15 protein-coding genes and 3 pseudogenes are annotated in these 19,626 nt (G+C 69.9%); 7 read left to right on the plus strand and 11 right to left on the minus strand.

Annotation, left to right across the window (positions count from 1 at the left end; translation table 11 throughout):
* Window positions 1-8: 8 nt before the first annotated feature.
* A complete protein-coding gene (locus ACWFR4_RS43495) occupies window positions 9-3,134 on the plus strand; it encodes a glycoside hydrolase family 2 TIM barrel-domain containing protein (protein WP_453656993.1) in 3,126 nt (1,041 codons plus the stop codon).
* A 297-nt stretch (window positions 3,135-3,431) separates the two neighbouring features.
* Here ACWFR4_RS43495 and ACWFR4_RS43500 read toward each other — a convergent pair whose 3' ends face one another.
* Both ACWFR4_RS43500 and ACWFR4_RS43505 read right to left on the minus strand, forming a co-directional pair.
* Complete coding sequence (locus ACWFR4_RS43500; protein WP_453656994.1) at window positions 3,432-5,309, minus strand: alpha-L-fucosidase; 1,878 nt, start codon at window positions 5,307-5,309, stop codon at window positions 3,432-3,434.
* Between the two features lie 90 nt (window positions 5,310-5,399).
* Complete coding sequence (locus tag ACWFR4_RS43505; RefSeq protein WP_453469188.1) at window positions 5,400-7,160, minus strand: alpha-galactosidase; 1,761 nt, start codon at window positions 7,158-7,160, stop codon at window positions 5,400-5,402.
* A gap of 275 nt (window positions 7,161-7,435) precedes the next feature.
* On the opposite strand from ACWFR4_RS43505, the gene ACWFR4_RS43510 reads away from it, so the two are divergent.
* From ACWFR4_RS43510 to ACWFR4_RS43520, 3 genes are all read left to right on the plus strand, one after another.
* Window positions 7,436-8,455, plus strand: coding sequence for a LacI family DNA-binding transcriptional regulator (locus ACWFR4_RS43510; protein WP_453656995.1), 1,020 nt, complete (start codon window positions 7,436-7,438; stop codon window positions 8,453-8,455).
* A 225-nt stretch (window positions 8,456-8,680) separates the two neighbouring features.
* Window positions 8,681-8,860 (plus strand): hypothetical protein, encoded by a 180-nt coding sequence (locus tag ACWFR4_RS43515; protein WP_453656996.1) that lies wholly within the window; start codon window positions 8,681-8,683, stop codon window positions 8,858-8,860.
* Window positions 8,861-8,889: 29 nt separating this feature from the next.
* Window positions 8,890-9,438 (plus strand): shikimate kinase, encoded by a 549-nt coding sequence (locus ACWFR4_RS43520; RefSeq protein WP_453656997.1) that lies wholly within the window; start codon window positions 8,890-8,892, stop codon window positions 9,436-9,438.
* A 127-nt stretch (window positions 9,439-9,565) separates the two neighbouring features.
* Here ACWFR4_RS43520 and ACWFR4_RS43525 read toward each other — a convergent pair whose 3' ends face one another.
* The 5 genes and pseudogenes from ACWFR4_RS43525 to ACWFR4_RS43545 form a co-directional block, all read right to left on the minus strand.
* A complete protein-coding gene (locus tag ACWFR4_RS43525) occupies window positions 9,566-10,480 on the minus strand; it encodes a hypothetical protein (protein WP_453656998.1) in 915 nt (304 codons plus the stop codon).
* Between the two features lie 36 nt (window positions 10,481-10,516).
* Entirely contained in the window at window positions 10,517-12,112 is a 1,596-nt protein-coding gene (locus tag ACWFR4_RS43530; RefSeq protein ID WP_453656999.1) for a GMC family oxidoreductase N-terminal domain-containing protein, read from the minus strand.
* The gene (locus tag ACWFR4_RS43535; protein ID WP_453469431.1) at window positions 12,109-12,678 is read right to left on the minus strand and encodes a DUF5987 family protein; all 570 of its coding nucleotides are present in this window, start codon (window positions 12,676-12,678) and stop codon (window positions 12,109-12,111) included. Before ACWFR4_RS43535 ends, ACWFR4_RS43530 begins: the two co-directional genes overlap by 4 nt.
* 146 nt (window positions 12,679-12,824) lie before the next feature.
* The gene (locus tag ACWFR4_RS43540) at window positions 12,825-13,424 is read right to left on the minus strand and encodes a hypothetical protein (RefSeq protein ID WP_453657000.1); all 600 of its coding nucleotides are present in this window, start codon (window positions 13,422-13,424) and stop codon (window positions 12,825-12,827) included.
* A gap of 331 nt (window positions 13,425-13,755) precedes the next feature.
* Window positions 13,756-13,956, minus strand: a pseudogene (locus ACWFR4_RS43545) (hypothetical protein); the annotation flags it as partial.
* 137 nt (window positions 13,957-14,093) lie between these two features.
* Here ACWFR4_RS43545 and ACWFR4_RS43550 point away from each other — a divergent pair.
* Both ACWFR4_RS43550 and ACWFR4_RS43555 read left to right on the plus strand, forming a co-directional pair.
* Window positions 14,094-14,753, plus strand: a complete 660-nt coding sequence (locus ACWFR4_RS43550) for a DUF6226 family protein (protein ID WP_453657001.1) — start codon at window positions 14,094-14,096, stop codon at window positions 14,751-14,753.
* 676 nt (window positions 14,754-15,429) lie between these two features.
* Window positions 15,430-16,248, plus strand: a complete 819-nt coding sequence (locus ACWFR4_RS43555; RefSeq protein WP_453657002.1) for a maleylpyruvate isomerase family mycothiol-dependent enzyme — start codon at window positions 15,430-15,432, stop codon at window positions 16,246-16,248.
* On the opposite strand, the gene ACWFR4_RS43560 is transcribed toward ACWFR4_RS43555, so the two are convergent.
* Both ACWFR4_RS43560 and ACWFR4_RS43565 read right to left on the minus strand, forming a co-directional pair.
* A complete protein-coding gene (locus tag ACWFR4_RS43560; protein WP_453657003.1) occupies window positions 16,235-16,405 on the minus strand; it encodes a hypothetical protein in 171 nt (56 codons plus the stop codon). The genes ACWFR4_RS43555 and ACWFR4_RS43560 overlap by 14 nt on opposite strands.
* 260 nt (window positions 16,406-16,665) lie before the next feature.
* Window positions 16,666-16,866: pseudogene (locus ACWFR4_RS43565) on the minus strand (CoA-transferase); the annotation flags it as partial.
* Window positions 16,867-17,180: 314 nt separating this feature from the next.
* On the opposite strand from ACWFR4_RS43565, the gene ACWFR4_RS43570 reads away from it, so the two are divergent.
* The gene (locus tag ACWFR4_RS43570) at window positions 17,181-18,464 is read left to right on the plus strand and encodes an MFS transporter (protein WP_453657004.1); all 1,284 of its coding nucleotides are present in this window, start codon (window positions 17,181-17,183) and stop codon (window positions 18,462-18,464) included.
* Window positions 18,465-18,496: 32 nt separating this feature from the next.
* Here the strand turns inward: ACWFR4_RS43570 and ACWFR4_RS43575 are convergent.
* Window positions 18,497-18,637 (minus strand): annotated as a pseudogene (locus ACWFR4_RS43575) (transposase); the annotation flags it as partial.
* 176 nt (window positions 18,638-18,813) lie between these two features.
* Window positions 18,814-19,449 (minus strand): TolB family protein, encoded by a 636-nt coding sequence (locus ACWFR4_RS43580; protein WP_453657005.1) that lies wholly within the window; start codon window positions 19,447-19,449, stop codon window positions 18,814-18,816.
* Window positions 19,450-19,626 lie beyond the last annotated feature (177 nt).

A 19,626-nucleotide genomic window follows, 5' to 3' on the forward strand; every position in this document is an offset into this window, starting at 1 on the left:
ACTCGTTCATGCATGTCACCCGTAGAACCGTGCTGGCCGCGAGCGCGGCCGGCTCCATGGCCGGGGCGTTCGCGTTGCCCGCGCCGGCCGCGGCCGCCACCGGCCGCACGGGACCGGTCGGCCGCCGCACCGTCGACCTCGCCGACGGCTGGCGGTTCGCGCTCGTCAGCCCCGACGGCATCACCGATCCGACGGGAGCCTACGCCGACGCCGAGCAGCCCGGGTTCGACGACGCGGACTGGCGGATGGTCGCCGTTCCGCACGACTGGAGCATCGAGCAGACCCCCACGACGGAGCACAACACGACCGGCGGCACTGGCTATCTGCCCGGCGGACTCGGCTGGTACCGCAAGAAGTTCACCGTCCCCGCCGCCTACGCGGGCAAGCGGATATCTGTCGAGTTCGACGGCGTCTACATGGACGCGAACATCTACGTCAACGGCGAACTCGTCGGCAACCACCCCTACGGCTACACCGGGTTCGCCCACGACATCACCGACTTGCTGCACGCCGACGGCGCCACCAACAACGTCCTCGCGGTCGAGGTCCGCAACCGGCTGCCCAGCAGCCGCTGGTACTCGGGCAGCGGCATCTACCGCAGCGCCCGCCTGGTGATCACCGAACCGGTGCACGTGCAGCGCTGGGGCACCTTCGTGACGACGCCCGGCCTCGCCGCCACCCTCGACAAGGGATACGCGACGGTCGACGTCCGCACGGCCGTCGTCAACGACTCCGGTGAGGCCGCGTCGGCCGTGACCGTCGTCTCCACCGTCCGCGACGCCAGGGGCCGTCGCGTGGCTCGCACCGAATCCGTACTGAAGAACGTCGGGTCCGACCCGGCCACGGCCCACGGCCAAATGACCCTCCGAGAGCCGCAGTTGTGGTCCATCGATACTCCCGGCCACCGCTACACCCTCGTCACCGACCTGCGTGTGGACGGCCGCACCGTCGACACGTACCGCACCCGGTTCGGCGTGCGGCACGCGACCTTCGACCCGGACCACGGCTTCTCGCTCAACGGCACCCACGCCAAACTCAAGGGCGTCGACCTCCACCACGACCTCGGCGCGCTCGGCGCCGCCGTCCAGCCCGACGCCGTGCGCCGCCAGCTGACGATCATGAAGTCCATGGGCGTGAACGCGCTGCGCACGTCCCACAACCCGCCCGCCCCCGAGGTGATCCAGGCCTGCGAGGACCTCGGCATCGTCATGCTCGTGGAGGCCTTCGACTGCTGGCGCACCGGAAAGAACCGCTACGACTACGGCCGGTTCTTCGACGCCCACAGTGACGCCGACATCGCCGAAATGGTGCGGGCCGCCCGCAACTCGCCCGCCGTCCTGATGTGGTCGATCGGCAACGAGATCCCCGACTCGACCCGCACCGAAGGCGTGGACATGGCGCGGCGGCTCGTCGCCGGCATCAAGGGCCTTGACACGACCCGGCCCGTCGTCATCGGCTCCGACAAGTACCGCTCGCTGCCTGCTGCCGGGTCGCCCGCGGACCTGATCCTGGCCGAGCTGGACGGCCTCGGCCTCAACTACAACACCGCCGCGTCCGTGGACGCGCTGCACGCCCGCTACCCGCACCTGTTCCTCTTCGAGTCCGAGTCGTCGTCGGAGACGTCCACCCGTGGCGCGTACCAGGAGCCCGAGCACCTCAACACCGGGGAGAACCACACCCCGGGCCGGCGCGCCACCTCCTCGTACGACAACAACCTCGCCTCCTGGACGATGAGCGGCGAGTACGGCCTGAAGAAGGACCGCGACCGGCGCTTCTTCGCGGGCGAGTTCCTGTGGTCCGGCATCGACTACATCGGCGAACCCACGCCGTACGACGTGTTCCCCGTGAAGGCGTCGTTCTTCGGCGCGGTCGACACGGCCGGGTTCCCCAAGGACATGTACCACCTCTTCCGCAGCCAGTGGACCGATGAGCCGATGGTGCACCTGCTGCCCATGGACTGGACGACGCACAAGCCCGGTCAGGAGGTGGAGGTGTGGGCGTACGCGAACGTCGCCGAGGTCGAACTCATCCTCAACGGCCGTTCCCTGGGCGTGCGTTCCTTCGACGCGAAGAAGACCGACGACGGCCGCGTCTACCTGGAGACCACGGAGGCGACGCATGACGACAGGACGGTCACTTCCGGTCCCTACCCGGGCAGTTACACGTCGCCGAACGGCAGCGCAGGCAAGCTGCATCTGTCGTGGAGGGTTCCCTACGCGGCAGGCGAGTTGAAGGCCGTGGCCCGCGCGGGAGGGAAGGTCGTGGCGACGGATGTGCTGCGCACCGCCGGGATGCCGCACGGCGTGCGCCTGACCGCCGACCGCAGGTCCGTCGCAGCCGACGGGCGTTCGCTGGTCTTCGTCACGGCCGAGGTCGTCGACGCGCGCGGCGTGGTCGTCCCCGACGCCGAGCACCTCCTCGAATTCGCCGTGAAGGGCGGTGGGCTGGCGGGGCTGGACAACGGGCGGCAGGAGAGCGCCGAGCGGTACCAGGCCAGTACGCGCACCGCCTTCCACGGCCTCGCACTCGCCATGGTGCGGGCGGGCGCCGAGCCGGGCGCGCTGACCGTCACGGCCACTGCCGACGGGCTGCGCGCCGGGAAGGTCTCCGTGCGGGTGGCGGGACCGGCGGGCGGGCCCGTCACGCCGGCCGAACCCTTCACGCCCGACCCGGGGCCCGGAATGCCCGCCTACCCGATCGCGGACGCGAGTTACTCCGGCGCGGCGAGCACTCTGCCCGCGGCGATGGTCGACGGGAACCCCGCGACCCAGTGGTCCAACGCCTTCGAGAAGTCGGCGACCGCCCTGCTGCCCGCCTTCGGCGGCGCCCGGCCCACCGACTGGGTGTCGGTGGCATGGGCGCAGGAGCGCGAGATCGGGAGGGTCGAGGTGTCCTTCACCGCCGACGCGAAACATTCCCTGCCTGCCTCGGTCGACGTGTCGGTCTGGGACGGAAAGGGCTATGTCGCCGTGCATGACGCCGACATCGACTGGGCGGCGGCGTCCGGTGAGCCGACCGTCATCACCTTCGACGCGGTACACGGCAGCCGCCTCCGCCTGGACCTGACCAGCCGCAGGCCCGGCGAACCCGCTGGGGCGTTCGGGATCGTCGCGCTCGATGTGGCCGCGTCATGACCGGCCCGAGCGGGGACCGATCCGGCCTGGCTGCCCGACGAGGCGCTGCGCGGCACCGGATCGCGGCGCGTCATGGTCGAGGGCGACGGGCGTTCGTCGACACGTTGCGAGCCGAAGTCGCTTGTATGTAAAGGAAGTTGGACGCGTCGCGACCTGACGGGGACGTCGTGTTCCGGCTCGACGCCGACGCCGGCACGGGCCCCGAGGGTTTCACCCTGACGCGCTCCGCCGGGCGCACCACGACGACGGAGGCGCTTGTCCCGCGGGCCCCACAGGCCTGCGGGACAAGCGCGTTGGTCACCCGCGGCCGTGGCCCACGGGATACGAGTGGCCGACCGCGATCTCGTCGATCCTCAGCTGGTGGTAGAAGGGGACGACGGTCGCCGCCGACCAGGTGCTGTCCACCTCCAGCCTGATGTAGCGGGCCGTGGTGTCCAGGTCGACGTACCGGGTGCTGCGGGCGCTCTCCATGACACCGGTCTTCACCGGATCGCCCCAGTGCTCGCCGTCGTCACTGACGAAGACCTTGTAGTCCTTGATCCGGGCCGAGTCCTCCTTCCTGCCGAACGACTCACGGTTGTACGTGGGAGACCACTCGGTCTGGTTCACGGCCAGGTACCGGGCCTTCTTCACGCCCCCGAGATCCAGCGTGACCGAGACGGGCACCTGCGCGTTCGAGTCCCAGTACCGGGTGAGGTCTCCGTCAGTGAGGTCGGTCGCCGGGTGGCCGTCCTTCGACGACGTGGCGGTGGCCCGCACCGTACCGGACGGGTACAGGCCTTGGCGGTGTCGCTCCGTCTCCACCTTGAAGACCGTGTCGTACGGGTCCCAGGTGGTGATGCCCTTGAGCGTCACGGTGCCGTCCTGCTGGTCGAAGGCGATTCTCTTGCCGCTGCGCAGATCGCTGATCCGCTTCACCTTCGTGCCGTTGTCGCGAATACGGAGAGTGCCGGAGGCGGTTCCCGTCGGCCGCGTCGTGACATGGATGTACTGGCGTGTCGGGTCCTCCTTGCCCACGGTGGTGTAGCCGTACGCCCCGTCGTTCCAGGCACCCGGACGCAGCCCGCCGTACAGATAGCCGCCGCCCTCCACACCGTGCAGCGACTCCCAGATCGGGTCGAGATACTTCGACATGTAGTCGGTGAACGCCTGCTGCTGGGGCGGGAACGTCCCGTCCACCTGGGCCTGGAGGTCCATCAGGGACTTGTACGACGTGCCCGCGTTGGCCACGTAGCGGCGGATGTTGAGCGCCGTGTCGACCGGACGGTCCTGGCCGTCGTACCACCAGGCGCCGCTCGAGGGCACCTTGTAGCAGGACTCCGTCAGGCGCGGCATGGACGTCCAGTACGCCGCCGGCATGTCGTAGTCGGGCGTCATGCCGGTCTTCTGCTCGTTGGACACGGTGTCCATGATCGGCGTGTCTTCGTTGTTGTTGCTCAGGAGCATGTCCGGGCGCTGCTCACGGATCTGCTCGTACAGGTGATGCTGCTCCCAGTACTCGTTGTCGTTGTCGATCCAGAAGCCCTTCAGGTCCGGGTAGTTGTGCATCACCTCGAAGAAGTTGTCGTAGCTGAACTCACCGAAACCGGGGCGCGTCGTCAGATCGACGTCCTTGCCCTTGTACGCGGAGTAGGCGGCGGAGTCGAAGGACTCAGGGCCCATGACGTCGTGCCACTGCGGATCGTCGGTCATGTAGAGGATGACCTTGATGCCCTTGGCCTTGGCCGCCTTGATGAGCTCACCGAGGATGTCGCGCTTCGTCGAGCAGCTGCCGGGGATCTTCGACGGCCAGGGGCGGGCGTAGCCCAGACGGCTGTGAAAGGTGGCCAGGACGATGTACGAGCCGTGGATCTTCTGCGTCTCCTTGACCCAGTAGTCCGGGTTCCAGCCGCTGTCGTTCACGGCCTTCTGCCAGGAGTCGCAGTCGTAGTGCTCGGGCTGTGTGTACATGCCCCAGTGCAGGAAGAGGCCCGCCGTGGAGTTGCGCAGCCAGGTCTGGCGTGGGTTGAACATGCCCGGCACCGGGTCCGCCTGCGTGGTGACGGTCGTGTCGGCGGCCGTGGCCGTGGTCGCGGGGGCGGATGCGGGGGTGAGCAGGAGGGGGCTGAACAGGGCGAGCAGGGCCGCCCACAGGGCCCACAGGCGCCGTGGCCGGCGCGCTGGTCTGCTGGACATGAGGGGTTGTTCCTCCTTCGGGTGCAGCACCGTGACGTTGCCGGGACAAGGGACGTGCTGGGCAAGCGAGTTGGTGGACCTCCTTGGGGTTCAGTCGGGTGGCCGGACGGTCAGCAGGCCGGAGGGCGGTACGTCGAGGCGGACCGCGCCCGGGCCGAGGGTGTGTGGGCCCGAGTGGGTGACCCGGCCGCGTGCGTCGTACGTGGTGAGCGTGGCCCGCACCGGGCCGTGCGGGACGACGCAGACCAGGCCGTCCGCGGCGGTGGCGTTCACCAGATCGGCCCGGGGATGGCGCAACAGGTCGAGCGGTACGGGGCGTTCGGCGTGCGCGACGACCACCTGGGCGTCGCCGGCGTGGGCCCGCACAAGGGGGTACAGCTCGTCCGGGCGGCCCGGCTCCACCTCGCCGTCGAGCAGGACGGGGCGCAGCCGGTGCCACTGGCGCAGCCAGAACGTCACGACCTCACGATGCTCCGGGCTCAACGCGCCGAGAGAGCAGGACAGTTGGGGCACGGCATGCAACACCGACTGAATCTGTCGGGCCGCTGCCTCGGCTGCTGCGTCCGGGTCCCACATCAGCATGTCCGAATGGACGGCGCCGCCGGTCGCGCAGAGCGCCGCGTCGATCGTGCGGATCCGGTTCGCGGTGGCGTCGGCCGGGCAGTCGGTGGCGCGCAGCAGATTCCCGTACGCGCTCATGCCGGGGCCGAGATAGGGCTGGCGCAGTTCGACCAGCGGGCCGCGCGGGCACAGCGCGCCGAGGGTGGCGCGGAGGTCCCCGAGCAGCAAGGCCATCGCGGGTCCGACGGGGTCGCCACCGTCGTCCGTGTACACGGTGGCGTCGTCGAGGAAGTCCAGCTTCAGGCCGTCGAGCCCGTGGTCGGCGACGAGCCGGGTGCACACCTCCAGGACGTGCGCGCGCACCCGGGGCTCCCTGGGGTCGAGGACGTGTGCGCCCGGCGCGGTCGGGCTGGGGACGCGGGCGTACGGGGAGAGCCGCTGCCACTCGGGGGAGTCCGGGCCCAGGAGCAGCGGGGCGATCCACACCATGTACGCCATGCCGAGGCCCTGAACGTCGCGCACATGCCCGGCGAGATCGGGGAACTTGGCCGTGTCGACCTGCCAGTCGCCGGCCCAGGCGTAGCCGCGTTCCCGGCCGCCGCGCTGCCAGCCGTCGTCGAGGATCAGCAGTCCGCAGCCGAGTGCGGCGGCGAGCTCGGCCTCCTGTGCCACGCCGTCAGCCGTGACCTCCTGCCCGAAGGCGTACCAAGTGGAGTAGGCGGGGGTGCGGCCCGCCTCCGGCAGCGCCAGCGGCGGCAGCTGCGCTGCGTCGACGAGCCGCCGGCGCAGCAGGTGCAGCGCCACCGCGGGGGAGGGACTGCGGCCCGCGAACAGCACGGTGAACGGCACCCGTTCGGCGGTGAGTTCAAGATGCACCGCGAACAGCTTGCGCTGCTCCGAGACGCCGAAGACCAGGTGCGTCTCGGCCGTCGCGTCCTCTGCGGCGAAGGCGAGCAGCGTCTGCCCCGACGTCTCGTACAGGCAGCCGATCGCGCAGCCGTGCACCAGGCCGGCGTTCAGCCGCCCGGCCCAGTCGGGCGGCAGGGACCGCTGCCAGCCGGCGTCCGGGTGCCAGTAGCCGACGGCGTCCTGCAGGGGCGTCGCCAAGCGGATCTCCACGGCGGCGCCCTCGGGGGCTGACACGTCCAATGCCCGTACACCGTCCGGGAGTTCGCGCATAACGGGCCCTATGGGGGCCCCGTCGACGAGTACGGCGACGCTGACCCGGTCGATGAGCACGGTGCTGGGCGCGGGCGGGCGTTCTGCCGTGGTGACCGCGATCGACGTCACGTGTGTCCTCCGGGAAGACGACTAGAGAGACGGGTGGCCGATTCGTGAGCGTTCCCGTGAGCGCTCACGGAGTACCCTGGAGCCGGGGCATGTCCCCGTCAAGACCGGTGCGAGGGATTCCTGAATTCAGCCTTGATCACCTCAACTGTCCAGCGACAGCGAGCCGTTGACAGCAGGGAACGAGCTGCTCATCATGTCCGTGAGCGCTCACGTGAAGCGTCCGGCAGCGACGGCGGACGACACTTGGGCAGGCAGAGAGAGGACCCCTCCCAGAGATGCCCACCCCCCGCACGTCCCGGCGCGGGCGTCACGGCGTCACCATCGACGACGTGGCCCGCTCCGCGGGTGTCTCCCGGCAGACCGTCTCCCGCGCCATCAACGACAAGCCGGAGATCGACCCGGACACCCGGGCACGGATCCTGGAGGTCGCCCAGACGCTCGGCTACCGGCCCAACCGGCATGCGCGCGGCATGGCAGGCCCGGCGACGACCACGCTCGGCCTGGTCGTCGCCGATGTGCTCAACCCGTTCTTCCCCGAGGTCGTAGCCGGGGTGATGGAGGCCGCCGACGAGCGCGGTTGGCAGGTCGCCGTGTACAGCACCGGGTCGGCCCTCGAACGCGAGCAGAGGGTGGCGGCCACTGTCGCCGACCATGTCGACGCGTGCGTCGGCTACTTCTTCGCCGAGAGCGCCATCGAACGGGTGCGGAGCACCGGTATCCCCCTGGTGCTCCTGGACCACGACACCGGACCGCCTGCCGCCGGCGGCGTCCGTATCGACTTCGAGTCCGGGATGCGGCAGGCCCTCGGGCACCTCATCGCGGCAGGCCACCGGCGCGTGGTCATGCTCGATGACAAGGCCCGCGGAGACGGGGCGGACCCACACTCCCGGCGTGCCTTGTTCCTCGCCCTGGCCGCCGAGCACGGCCTCGACGCCTACGGCACTCCGGTCGTGTCCGTGGCCAACTCTGTTCAGGGCGGCGCCGACGGCATGGACCGCGTACTCGCCGAACACCCCGGCACCACCGCGGTGCTCGGCTACAACGACCTGATCGCGGTCGGCGCCATGCGCCGCGCGCTGCGCCGAGGCCTGGACGTACCGGGCGACTGTGCCTTCGTCGGGTGCGACGGTCTGATGCTCGGCGAGCTGATGGACCCGCCGCTCACCACGCTGCACGTCGACAAACGCCAGGTGGGCCGGGCCGCCGTCGAGCAGGCCGCGGCACTCGTACAGGGCCGCGGCCCGCTCGCCGAGCGGGTGATCATGCCGCGCCTGGTGGTACGCGAGTCGGCCTGAGAGGCGGCCGTCGATCGCGGTGATGTCATGGACGCGGGGACCGACGTGCCTCACCTCTGGCCGGATTCCCGAGCGCGACGATCCGCGTCCTGGGCGGCCTACAAGTCTCCATGCTCAGTGCCTAGGGATCGTTTTCGCGTCGGCACGCGGGGGCGTAGGTTCTGAGTGATCGATCGATTGGTACGAGTGGGCCGACATCGCACGGTCGGTCGGGAGGGCATGTCCATGCTCGGTGATGTCAACGAGGTCAAGGCGCCGCGGGTGATCGGTGAGCGGAGCGACGAGCCTACGGGTGTGGAGTTGAGGCTCGCCGAGTCCGCCCAGGCCCTCGTCCTTCGCGACGGTGCCGAGGCCCGATTCGAATGCGGCCGATTCGCCGAACGGGACGAGGCGGCTGCCGCATGAAACGGACCGCACCCAAGGAAGCACCCTGGATGGTCCTGATCGGCCCGGCCGGCACTGGAAAGACCACCCTTGGCCGGGAGATCGCGGGAAGGGCGCAGAGACGGTTCGTCGATCTGGACGCCGCTGCCGGTGAGTACTACGCGCAGGTGGGATGGAGCATCGCCAGACTCCGCGAGCGCATCGCGGCAGTCGGCCGCCTCGCGGCGGAGACCGAGTGGGAAGTCGCTCGAGCGCACGCTGTGGCGCGTGTGGTGGCCGACCATCCGGACGCTGTGATCGCACTGGGGGCAGGCCACACCAGCTACACCGACCTCGCGCACCTGGCCGAGGTGCGCACCGTGTTGAGCCGCTGCCGCCACGTGGTCCGAGTTCTGCCCTCACCCGACCGCGAGATCTCGCTGCCCCTCCTACGGCAACGCTGCACAGCTACCAAGGGGCAGTCCTGGATCATCGACGGACACGATTTCCTGGAGCAGTGGCTTGACGACCCCGGCGCACGACAGATGGCGACACGGACGATCTACACGAACAACGAGACTCCCGCTCAGACCGCAGCGCGGCTGATCCGGTACGGCTGAGCAGACCACACTCAGAAGATCTGCCGCTCCCCGCTCGACCGGTCCGCCCGGCTGTCTGTGCCTCAGCTTGTTGAACCCCCTTCCCGGTAGCGCAGCAGGACCCCGCCGCAGGCCGTGAGTGCACTGCTCACGGGCGCGTTCCCACCTCTGCGTGACCCGTGCGATCCAGATGCCAGCGGTGTTCCACCTCGAAGCGGCGTGGCCCGGTGCGGCGTTCGACGATCACGTCGACGGTGGCACGCTCTGTGTTGGTGCACGTGGCGGTCGCTCCGTCGGGGTCGGTGTAGGAGAGCGACACACAGTCGGCCGGGTCCTGGGTCACATCGATCCGTACCCTGCGCCGGGCGGTGCCGCCTGCGACCGACCAGTCGGGCAGCCCGATCCGTGCGCGCAGCAGTGGTGCGGTCAGCAACGGGTCGCGCGGCCAGTCGGTGCCACCGATCCGCAGCTGAAGCATGGGCAGCGGCGGCAGCCACCGCATCGTGGGACGGCGGGCGACGGCGGCCACCACTTCCAGTACGTCCCCGCCGCCGAGGCCCGCATGGAGCCAAGCCCATCGCTGGGCATTGCCGTGCCCGGCGATCCGGGCGACGCCTCCCATGGCGTCGGAGAGAGTGAACCGCCTTTTCCCGACGACGAGTTCCCCCTCGAAGACGGCGTCGGGGGCAGGCAGGATCTGGGCGGCGGGCAGGAGTTCACGCTGCCAGGACCAGCGCGGAAAGGTGTAGAGGGGCTCTCCGCCGCCGGTGACCGTCAGGCGCCAGGTGATCGTGCCCGCCGTGCCTTCCAGCAGTTGGGGCGTTGCCCGCACCCCAGGCATCTCGAAGTACGCCTCGCCCTGGGGTGGCGGGGAGTCCGGGACCCCGAACCGCTCGGTGACCGGTGGTCCGTCGGGTGGGAAGACGGATATCCAGCCGTGTGCCCGGGCCGGGCCGCCGTGCTTGGGCGCCACCACTTCGTGGTGGATCCACACGCCGGTCCCGGTACGGGGATCGGTCAACGTCGCGTACCAGACTTCGAGCCGCCCTGGACGGCCGGTCATCCGCGGCGGGTAGAGCGAGTTCACAAGGGATTCCTTTCACCGGGGCGCGGGGGCCCCGTACCGTGCGCGCACGCCTGCCTCGGCGGTGCTTTCCACGATGCCGGGGCAGGCCCGTTCGGCCAGCGCCGCGATCGTCAGTGAGGGGTTGACACAGAGCGAGGTCGGTACGGCCGAGCCGTCGGTGACGAACAGGCCGGGATGGCCTCGCAGTTCGCCGCGTTCGTCGAGCGCCGAGGTGGCGGGGTCGTCCCCCATCCGGCAGGAGGCGAGAGGGTGGGCGCTCACGGACCCGGCGGCGTTCTCGCTCCAGGGCCGCACCCGCGCAAGACCGTCGCGCTCCAGCACCGCACGGGCCTCGGCATCCGCGGCGGCCCAGCCGCGCAGGGTGTTCGCCGTCGGCCGGTACGAGAGCGTGGACAGGCAGAGCGATGTGGCCACGCGCGTCGAGCTTCCGGTGGGCGGCGGCGGGCCGAAGACGCCCTCGTTGTCGTCCTCCGTCATGGCGAGTACGGAGAGCCACGACGGCCAGCGTGCTCGCATCTCCTTCTTACGGACGCCGAACCAGCTCGTCGCCGGGGTGTCGGTGGCCTGGGCCAGCAGGTCGGTGATGCCGGGGAAGTAGATCTGCTGAAGGGAGAAGCGGGTGAACTCCGCCGTTGCCGGGTCGAGCCGGTCGTACGACATGGAGCCGATGGGCTTCCCGATGGGGAAGCCCTGGTACGGGATACCCGGTGCGCGCTCGAGACCGAGCAGGTCGCGCACCTTGCCTTCGTCGACGTCGGCGATGGACACGCGGTCGCCGTTGCCCGAGAAGTAGCGACCGACGGCTTGGGGGACACCGCCGAGCAGGGGAGCCGAGCGCTGCAGCAGCACGGGGGTGGCCAGAGCGCCCGCGGCCAGCACCACGGTCTTGGCCTCGATCGCCCCAACGCCGACCGGCAGCCGGTAGTCGTCGGCGTCGAGCTGCGTGTACGAGACGCGGTAGCGGTAACCGGGTGTGGTGGCAGGCGCGATCGTCTGTGCCTCGTGGAGTGGGCGGATCTCGGCGCCGTGCGCGGTCGCGGCGGGGAGGTAGTTCAGCAGCATGGAGCGCTTGGCGTCGAAGTGGCAGCCGTTCAGCATCCAGTTGCAGTTGGTGCAGCGGGCCAGGTCGACGGCGACGGGTACAGGGTTGCAGGTGCGGCCCGCACGGGCGCACGCTGCGGCGAACAGCCCTCCGGGGTAGGGGACTTGGTCCCAGCTCGGCCGGGCGACGGGCAGAGCCTCCTCGACCCGGTCGTACCAGGGGTCGAGGGCGGCGCGCGTCAGGGTCGAAGGCCACAGGCGGTGGCCCAGACTGCCGCGGCGGTCGAAGACGAAGCCCGGAGCCCGCAGCGAAGCGGCGAAGTAGACCACGCTGGACCCGCCGACGCAGTTCCCGGCGACGACGGTGATGCCGTCGCCCTGCACGAGGTCGACGATCCGGGTGTAACTGCCCAGGCGCAGGTCATGGGTGAAGTCGGGGGCGGTGAGGTGCGGTCCGCGTTCCAGGATCACCACCTTGGCGCCACCAGCGGCCAGATGGTAGGCGGGGATGGCGCCGCCGAAGCCGCTGCCGATGACCAGCACGTCGGTGCGTTCGGTGACGCTCATGCGGGGTGCCCTCCGGGGGTGGTGAGCGGGTGCTCGGAGGCGAGCCTTCTGCCGTACGAGTAGTCGGGGAAGCGCCACAGTCCGTCGGCGTCGGGCGCCGGGAAGCCGATCCAGGCCAGGCCCGGGTGGCGTTGCCGGATGGCCACGGCGGTGTGCAGATGGGCCGCGGTGTCGAAGGCCGCGGCGGCGAAGAGTGCGAGCAGCACATACAGCTGCCGGTCCGGGGCGCCGGGTGTGAGCAGCTCTCCGGCGAGCGCGGTGCGGTCGGTGAACCGCAGGGCGACGAAAGGAGGTTGAGTGGGCAGCAGGACCCGGCCGTGGGTGGCCGCATAGGCGAGGGCGCGGGTGTTGACGAGCAGTGCAAGCTCGGGCAGCAGTACGCCGATGCCGAGATCGGGAAGGTTGAGCAGCTCGACGGCTCCCGCCTGCACGGCGCCGGGACCGGGGGCCGCCCCGGCGATCGCCACGTCACCGCCGTACCGCTTCTCGCCCGGGACCATGGTGTCCGCAAACGCCTCCAGCGTGGCGGTCGTCGGGTCGGGCAGCGCGAGGGAAGCGGGCTGCATCCCGGCCCGAGCCACCGGGACCGACTCGGGCACAGTACGCGCCGCAGGCGCGGCCTCGGCAGTCAGTTCCCCTGCCCTCAGGGCGGCGACCGCGGCGGTCAGGCCGACGAGCAGCCGGCGCCGAGTGGGACGTGCGGGTGGTTCGCTCAACACAGCCCGCTCACCGGCAGTTGCACCATCACACCCGCGGCGTCGCGCACGAGCGCGTCGGCAAGCCGGGCGTCATACGGCCGGATCGCCTTCGCGGCCTCCTCGGCCCGCGCGGGCCGACCGGCGACGGTGATGTTGCGTATCCTCGCCGCGGCGCTGCCCTCCGCCTTGTCGAACCAGTAACTGCCGTCCCAGCCGACCAGTTCGGTTCCGCCGGCCGTGGCCTGCACGCTCCAATGGTCCAACTGCCAGTAACGGCAGGCCGGTACGGCGATCGCGAAGCGTGCAGGCTCGGCCAGCAGAAAGCGCGCCGCGCCGCCGTTGGTCACAGTGATGTCCCGCTTGGCGTACTCCACGCACAGCGGGTCGGCGCCGAACAGAGAGAGCGGCGGCGTCTCGCCTTCGCCGTAGCGGTGGAAGGTGCACGCTGACGCATACGAGGGGTCGGCGTAACCGCCGACGCCTGTTTCTGCAGCCGAGGCAGAAGCGGCGGGGAGCAGCGTGGCGGCTGCCGCCACCACTGCGCCGAAGACGGTGAGGCGGACGCTTGTCGACAGGGCGCCGAGGGCGTTCGTCGTGTGGCGAAGTACGGGCACAGCAGGACCTTCTTCACGTCCCAGCCCTGATGGGCGGCGGTTACCGGTGGTCACATGCAGTCAGCATCTTGATCGCAGCGCGCCGTCGGCACAAGACATGGGACGGAGGTGATCCCGGTCGCTGGAGAGGCATGAGTGCCAGACCGGACCCGCTTCGGCCCCGTCCCAGTGAGGATCACCGTGAAGATCACCGTGAAGATCGCCGTCGAGGTAAGCAAGAATGCCGACATCACGGCGCTCCGGAACCCCAGCGACAACTCGTGATCCACGGTGCTTCAGCCGGGGCCAGGGCGAGGGCGTCCAGCGCGCAGGTTCGTTCACGTTCCACTCCGGAGAGCTCGGGCGCGTAGGCGTAGTCGCTGTGCACCGCCGAGACGCCCGTGGTGAGCGGCACGCGGTGGGCGCGTCCGTCACAGGGCGCGGAGAGCGGTGAGGAGGCGTGCAGGACGCGTTCCTCGCCGCCGTCGTCCACGCCCGGCAGGCCGACGACCGGGGTCGGACCGAGGTCCGTGATCTCCTCCTCGCGCAACTCCTACGGCTGCGCCGACGCGTCCGTCATCGCACTTCCCTCCCCCCGTACGCCGCCGAATGCGGCGGCGATGTCGGTCGAAGACCACGCCGTGGCTGCCAGGCGGGAGGCTCCGCGTGCCAACCCGTAGGGTGCCCGGTATGGATCGAGCCGGGCTCTGTCGGGCAGTTGACGAAGCATTCGCCGTGACCGGGGCGGACACCCCGCCCTGGCCCGATCCGCATCCCGAGGGCGACGTGCGCGACGAGGAGTACTCGCGGTGCGTGGAGCCCGACAAGTACCGGATCCTTGCCGCTCGCGCAGAGGCCTGGACGCGGGCACTGTCCGGGCTCGGTCTCGCCGAGGCGGAGACGATCGCCGATCCGGCGGCGATCTGGCGGCGGGCACCTGATGTCCCCGTCAGCGGTGCTGTCCGGCTGCGCCCGGTGCGCGCGCATGCCGTGCCTCTGGTCTTCGGGTACTCCGCCATCGACGAGGTCCCCCGGACGGTTCTCGTGCTCGGCGCGGGGGAGCCCGCCGCGCCGCTGCAGGTACTACCGGACTGCGGCTGCGATGCCTGTGACGACGGTTCCGCCGGCTTGCTGGAGGTGGCCGACGACATCGTGCTCGCCGTGGTCACCGGGACGTTCGCGCACGTCGACGACGGACGGGGCGGGGAGATCGTCGCCACGGGGGACAGTTGGTCGGCGCGCAACTGGGGAACATCAGGCACAGCCGCTCCGCCGGTCGAGAAGGTGCTCGAAGAGGCGTGGGCAGGACGGTCGCCGTATCGCGTCGTGAGCGGGCCGGCCTGGGCCTGACCGGGACCGTAGCCCTCTCAAGACTTCCTCAAGACGGGTGAGCGCGGGGGATGGGGCTGGTGCTCTCCGGGATTGACGTGCCCGCAGTGGGGGCCGGGGCGGACTCTCGGCGTCGCGAGCGGCGGCGGGGTGTACAAGACGCCCCCACGTGTCCTGCACGCCCGGCATCGATCAACTCACGGCCTCGCCGCGCCCTTGGACGAGCAGAGGGCCCAGCATCAGCCGGCATCCCGCCGAGCCACACCGTCAAGGCATTCCTAGGGCATCACGGCGGTCACCGCCCACCTCGAAGTCAACGTGTTCCGCGCCGCGGACTGGGAGAAGCCCGTTGCCCGTCATGACCGGCTACGCCGCATGGCGACAGCTGCGAAAGCGCGGGGGAGCAGGGTGGGCGGGGACCGCCGAGCGGCCTACTCGCATTTCGCAAGTACGCGGTCTCCCGCTCCCCAGCTGTAGAAGCTCATCGGCATCGCAGCTGACGAGGCGGCGGTGCTCCTCCCGGCCGAGTCGTGTTACCTCACGGACGCCACACCTCGGACCGGCTGAGCCACCCGAACTTCCCGGATTGCTGCCCCGATGGGTGCACTTACCGGCGTGGCCTGGCATTCTGCACGGATCCGCCGGACCTTCGAGTGAGGGGACCGGCACATGGCAGCGGACAGAGGGAGACAGTCTCGTGGAACCAACGCCTGCCCGGGAGCGCCGAGAGGTGCTCCCAGAGGGACTTGCCGAGGCGGTACACGACACGGCCGAGGAGATAGCGGCGCTGCTTCGCGGACGGAGGGACACGGGCATTCCGGTCCCCGGATCCACCTGGACCCTCGGCGAGGCCGCAGCCCACCTGGCGCAGGCCAATGAATTGATGGCCGATATCACGGCCGGCCATGAGCGCCCGTACGGGGACGGCACGCCGCAGAGTCTGGCGGCGGCCAATGAGCGTTCCCTCGCCGGGTTCGACGAGCGTGGGGCGGATCCGCTCGCCGAGATGATCGTGGCGCAGGCCGATGCCTTCCTCGGAGCGGCGGACCAGCGCCCGTTGGACGAGACCGTGATCACCCCTCTGGGCTCGATGAATGTGGCCACCCTCGGCTCGTATCTGCTCACGCACATGCTCGGCCACGGCTACGATCTCGCCCGCGCGGTCGGCCGTCCGCACATGGTCGACCGAGCCCGGGTCGAGCTGTCGATGCCCTTCATGTTCACGGCCATGCCGCGGGTCGTCTCCGCCACAGCCGCCGGGCTGACCGCCCGCTTCGACATCCGACTGCGTGGCGGCTCGCGGTTCGGGGTGATCGTCACCGACGGTGCGGTGGCTGTCGAGCGCGGGCCGGTGAGCCGCCCGGACTGCACGATCCTCATCGAACCGGTCACGTTCCTGCTGATCGCGCTCGGCCGCTGCGATCCCTGGGGTGCCATCGCCCGCGGCCGTGTGCTCACCTGGGGCCGTAAGCCCTGGCTCGCCCCACGCTTCCCGACCTTGTTCACGGCGCCCTGACGTGTGAGTCCATCCGGTGGCGGCTGCGGACCCGGCGGGTGATCTCCAGGCCGGTGACGACGGTGGGCAGGCCGGAGGCGAAGACGGCGCGGGCGGCTGTGATGTCGCTGACGATGTTGTGCTCGGGTCCGCCGTCCGCCGCGAAGTGTCCGCCCATCAGGTACAGGGTGCACCGCGGGCGTGAAGCCGGGGTTGTGGGCGAGGGTCCGGGCGATGTTGGTGAGCGGGGCGATGGCGATGACGTCGAGCTCGCCGGGGCGGGCGCGGAGGGCTCCGGCGAGGAAACGGTCGGCGGCGACATCGTCGCTTACCGGCTCGGACTCCAGGTCGGTGAAAGCGCGGCCCTCGTGTCCGGCCCACCAGAACTCCTTGCCGGACAGGGTCTGTTCGGCGCCCGGCACCACGGTCAGGTCGTGCCCGGCGAGCGCGGCGAGTGTCGGCTGCCTGTCCGGGCGTCAGTTCCACCGCGCGCTGCACGGAGACGCCCATCAGATGTACGTCGTCCGGGTCGAACTCGCCCGGATCCACCAGTTCTTCCACCTCGGCGACAGTGATCCGGCCGGCCGTGGTCGCCAGCGGATTGAGGTTGCGGGGGGCTTGGTTGAAGACCAGGTTGCCCTACCAGTCGCCCTTCATCCAGGCGGCGCTTTGACCGGAGCTTGTCGGTGACATCAGCTGTCTGTCGACCATCGAGGTCTGGTCGGTGGCCGACTGCCCGCGTACTCAGTTCACAACGCCGACATCTCGACCCCGTCCTCGACTTCCCGGCAGCCGAACTCGCCTGGTGGCTCCTGGCAATCGACACTGAGCCCCTTCCGAATTGGCTGACAGGCGGGTGGCAGGTGCCATGTGGGGAAAGAGTCGAGCCTGTCCGCCTAGAGTCTCGCGTGGGCGTCTGTCCAGGGCAGATAGCTGGTGACACCATCGGTCGGATGGTTGATGATGGAAAGCGTCCCTCGATCTTGCGTCGTCGCGAGTTCCTGCTGTTATGGGGTGGCCAGACGGTCAGCGAGATGGGGTCGCAGATAACCGTTCTCGCACTGCCGTTGGTCGCCGTCGTGTTGTTGGATGCCTCCGCGTTCCAGGTCGGTCTGTTGGCTGCGGCGGAGACGAGTGCGTATCTCCTGGTGGCGCTGCCGGCCGGGGCCCTAGTGGACCGGGTCGCCAAGCGGCGGCTGATGATCTGGTGCGACCTCGCGCTGTTCGTGGTGATCGGCTCGGTGCCGTTTGCCCACGCCGTCGGGGCACTGACGCTCGCCCAGCTCTACCTCGTCGCGTTGGTCTCCAGCGTCTTGTCCGCGTTCTTCTCAGTGGCCTACCAGGCCTATCTGCCGGTGCTCCTCGATCGCGACCAGCTCATGGACGGCAATGGCAAGCTCGCCGCCTCTCGATCGGTCGCGCAGATCGCCGGGCCCAGTACGGGCGCGGGGCTGGTGACGCTGGTCGGCGCCCCGGGTGCAATGGCCGCCGACGCGCTCTCCTTCGCGTTGTCGGCGTGCTCGCTGATGGCGATCCGTACCCGCGAGCCCCGCCGGCCCCAGGCCGAAACCGGCCGCCGGCCCACGATGCGTCGGCAGATCCGTGAGGGCCTCGACTACGTTGTCCGCGATCCCATTCTGCGCAACTCGGTGGCGTTCAACGGCACCGCGAACTTCTTCGTCATCATGGTGGAGACTCTCGGCCCGGTGTTCCTGATCCGCACGCTGCACCTGCGTCCAGACCTGGTCGGACTGCTGCTGGCACTGGGAGCCGTCGGCGGGGTAGCCGGCGGCGTGGCGGCACGGTACCTTGCGCGGAAGTTCGGCTCGGCGCGGATCAGTTGGATCGCGATGACCGCGCTTTCGCTGCCCGGCCTGCTCATTCCGCTGGCGGGGTCCGGCTGGTGGGTCCTGCTGTTCGGCATCGGCTGGATTTCATGGACCTTCTCCTCAACCGTCGCGAGCATCTCGCTGACCAGCTACCGCCAGGCTGCCTGCCCCCCGGACATGCTCGGCCGGGTCAGCGCCGCCGCTCGATGGATCACCTGGGGCACGCTGCCGCTCGGCGGTCTGGCCGGCGGCGCGCTCGCCACCGCCCTCGGTGTCCGCACCACGTTGTGGATCGCTGTCGTCGGCGGCTGCTGCGCGGGATTGTGGCTGCTCTTCTCGCCGTTGCGCGGCCTGCGCGACATCCCTCTCGGAAACCCTGAGCCCGAACCCGTCGGTGGAAAGCCGTAACACCGCCGCGACCGGAGTTGTGCGACATCGTTGTCTATGTCGTCTTGCCGCAACCACTTCGACAACGTGACGGGATGGATGCCGAGCTCGACCGCGGTCTGCTCGGCCTGCTTGCCGGCGCGGACCAGCGCGACGGCACGCGCCCGGAACTCCGGCGGATAGGGACGAGGCAAGACTGACAGCCTTTCCTGAAGGGCTGTCAGTTAGCCACCAGAGCTGGAACCCAGGAGTGGGGCAGGCCAAGATGTCACCCGATCGTGCATCAGACCCGTTCGGACAGGTGGCCCTGACCGTGAGACCAACCAGCCGGAGACAGCGTGAGACATCGGACGGGTGTGTTCCCGGTCCGTCACGCAGGTGCGTGACGGACCCGTCTTCGTGCGCCGCCTCGTGCGAGGTTGTGTGGTCGCCGTTCGTCAACGCGGTCACCTGAGCGGCACTTGGAGAGGATCTCCTGTTGGAGGTAGAGCGGCATCGAGTCCTCCCACTGGCTGTCGGTGAGCAATTTCTTGTCGGACCCGTCCGCCTTCATGCTGAAGATCTGGCCGTAGGGCTGGAACGTGTTGTCGTACAACGCGGCTTCCTCGCGGAAGCCAAACATGCCGCTGTTGTAGAGGATGCGCCCGTCGTGGTTCCAGACGGCGTGGCCTTCGTTCGCGCCGCTGCTGGTCAGGACGCTCAGGTGGGTGCCGTCGGGGCGGATGGTGCACACGTCGAAGTTGGTCGCGCTCGTCTTGCGGGTGAAGAGGATGAGCTCGCCGTCCGGGGACCAGTCCGGCAGGTTGTCGGACTCGGTGGTGAGGACGGTCGTCGTCCTGGTCGTGAGATCGAGGATGCGTAGGCCGTTTTCCTGGCCCCACACTCGGTACACGATGCGGCTGCCGTCGGCGGAGTAGCTCGGAAAGCCGGCGTTCGTCGTGTTGTCCGTGAGGGCTTCGAGTGCGGAGCCGTCGCTGCGCACCCGCATCACCGCGGCCGTAGTCACCGCGCGCGAGCAACACAGTGAATCTCTTCCGAGTCGACCCAGGATCAGGGCACCTGACGGACACCGGTGCCTCCGTACCCGTTCCCTCTCCCGACAGCATCACTTTCCGCGGCTGCCCGCATCGGACCTGGACGCCGCGCTGACGGCTCAGGCCCTACCGGACCGGGGCTCGCAGTG

This window comes from Streptomyces sp. NPDC055140 (genome assembly GCF_053607285.1).

Bases quoted from the DNA above. Each gene is read 5' to 3' on its own strand.
- ACWFR4_RS43495 (WP_453656993.1), top strand. From the start codon at position 9: ATGCATGTCACCCGTAGAACCGTGCTGGCCGCGAGCGCGGCCGGCTCC.
- ACWFR4_RS43500 (WP_453656994.1), bottom strand. From the start codon at position 5,309: ATGTCCAGCAGACCAGCGCGCCGGCCACGGCGCCTGTGGGCCCTGTGG.
- ACWFR4_RS43510 (WP_453656995.1), top strand. From the start codon at position 7,436: ATGCCCACCCCCCGCACGTCCCGGCGCGGGCGTCACGGCGTCACCATC.
- ACWFR4_RS43515 (WP_453656996.1), top strand. From the start codon at position 8,681: ATGCTCGGTGATGTCAACGAGGTCAAGGCGCCGCGGGTGATCGGTGAG.
- ACWFR4_RS43520 (WP_453656997.1), top strand. From the start codon at position 8,890: ATGGTCCTGATCGGCCCGGCCGGCACTGGAAAGACCACCCTTGGCCGG.
- ACWFR4_RS43525 (WP_453656998.1), bottom strand. From the start codon at position 10,480: ATGACCGGCCGTCCAGGGCGGCTCGAAGTCTGGTACGCGACGTTGACC.
- ACWFR4_RS43530 (WP_453656999.1), bottom strand. From the start codon at position 12,112: ATGAGCGTCACCGAACGCACCGACGTGCTGGTCATCGGCAGCGGCTTC.
- ACWFR4_RS43535 (WP_453469431.1), bottom strand. From the start codon at position 12,678: ATGCAGCCCGCTTCCCTCGCGCTGCCCGACCCGACGACCGCCACGCTG.
- ACWFR4_RS43550 (WP_453657001.1), top strand. From the start codon at position 14,094: ATGGATCGAGCCGGGCTCTGTCGGGCAGTTGACGAAGCATTCGCCGTG.
- ACWFR4_RS43560 (WP_453657003.1), bottom strand. From the start codon at position 16,405: ATGGGCGGACACTTCGCGGCGGACGGCGGACCCGAGCACAACATCGTC.
- ACWFR4_RS43570 (WP_453657004.1), top strand. From the start codon at position 17,181: ATGGTTGATGATGGAAAGCGTCCCTCGATCTTGCGTCGTCGCGAGTTC.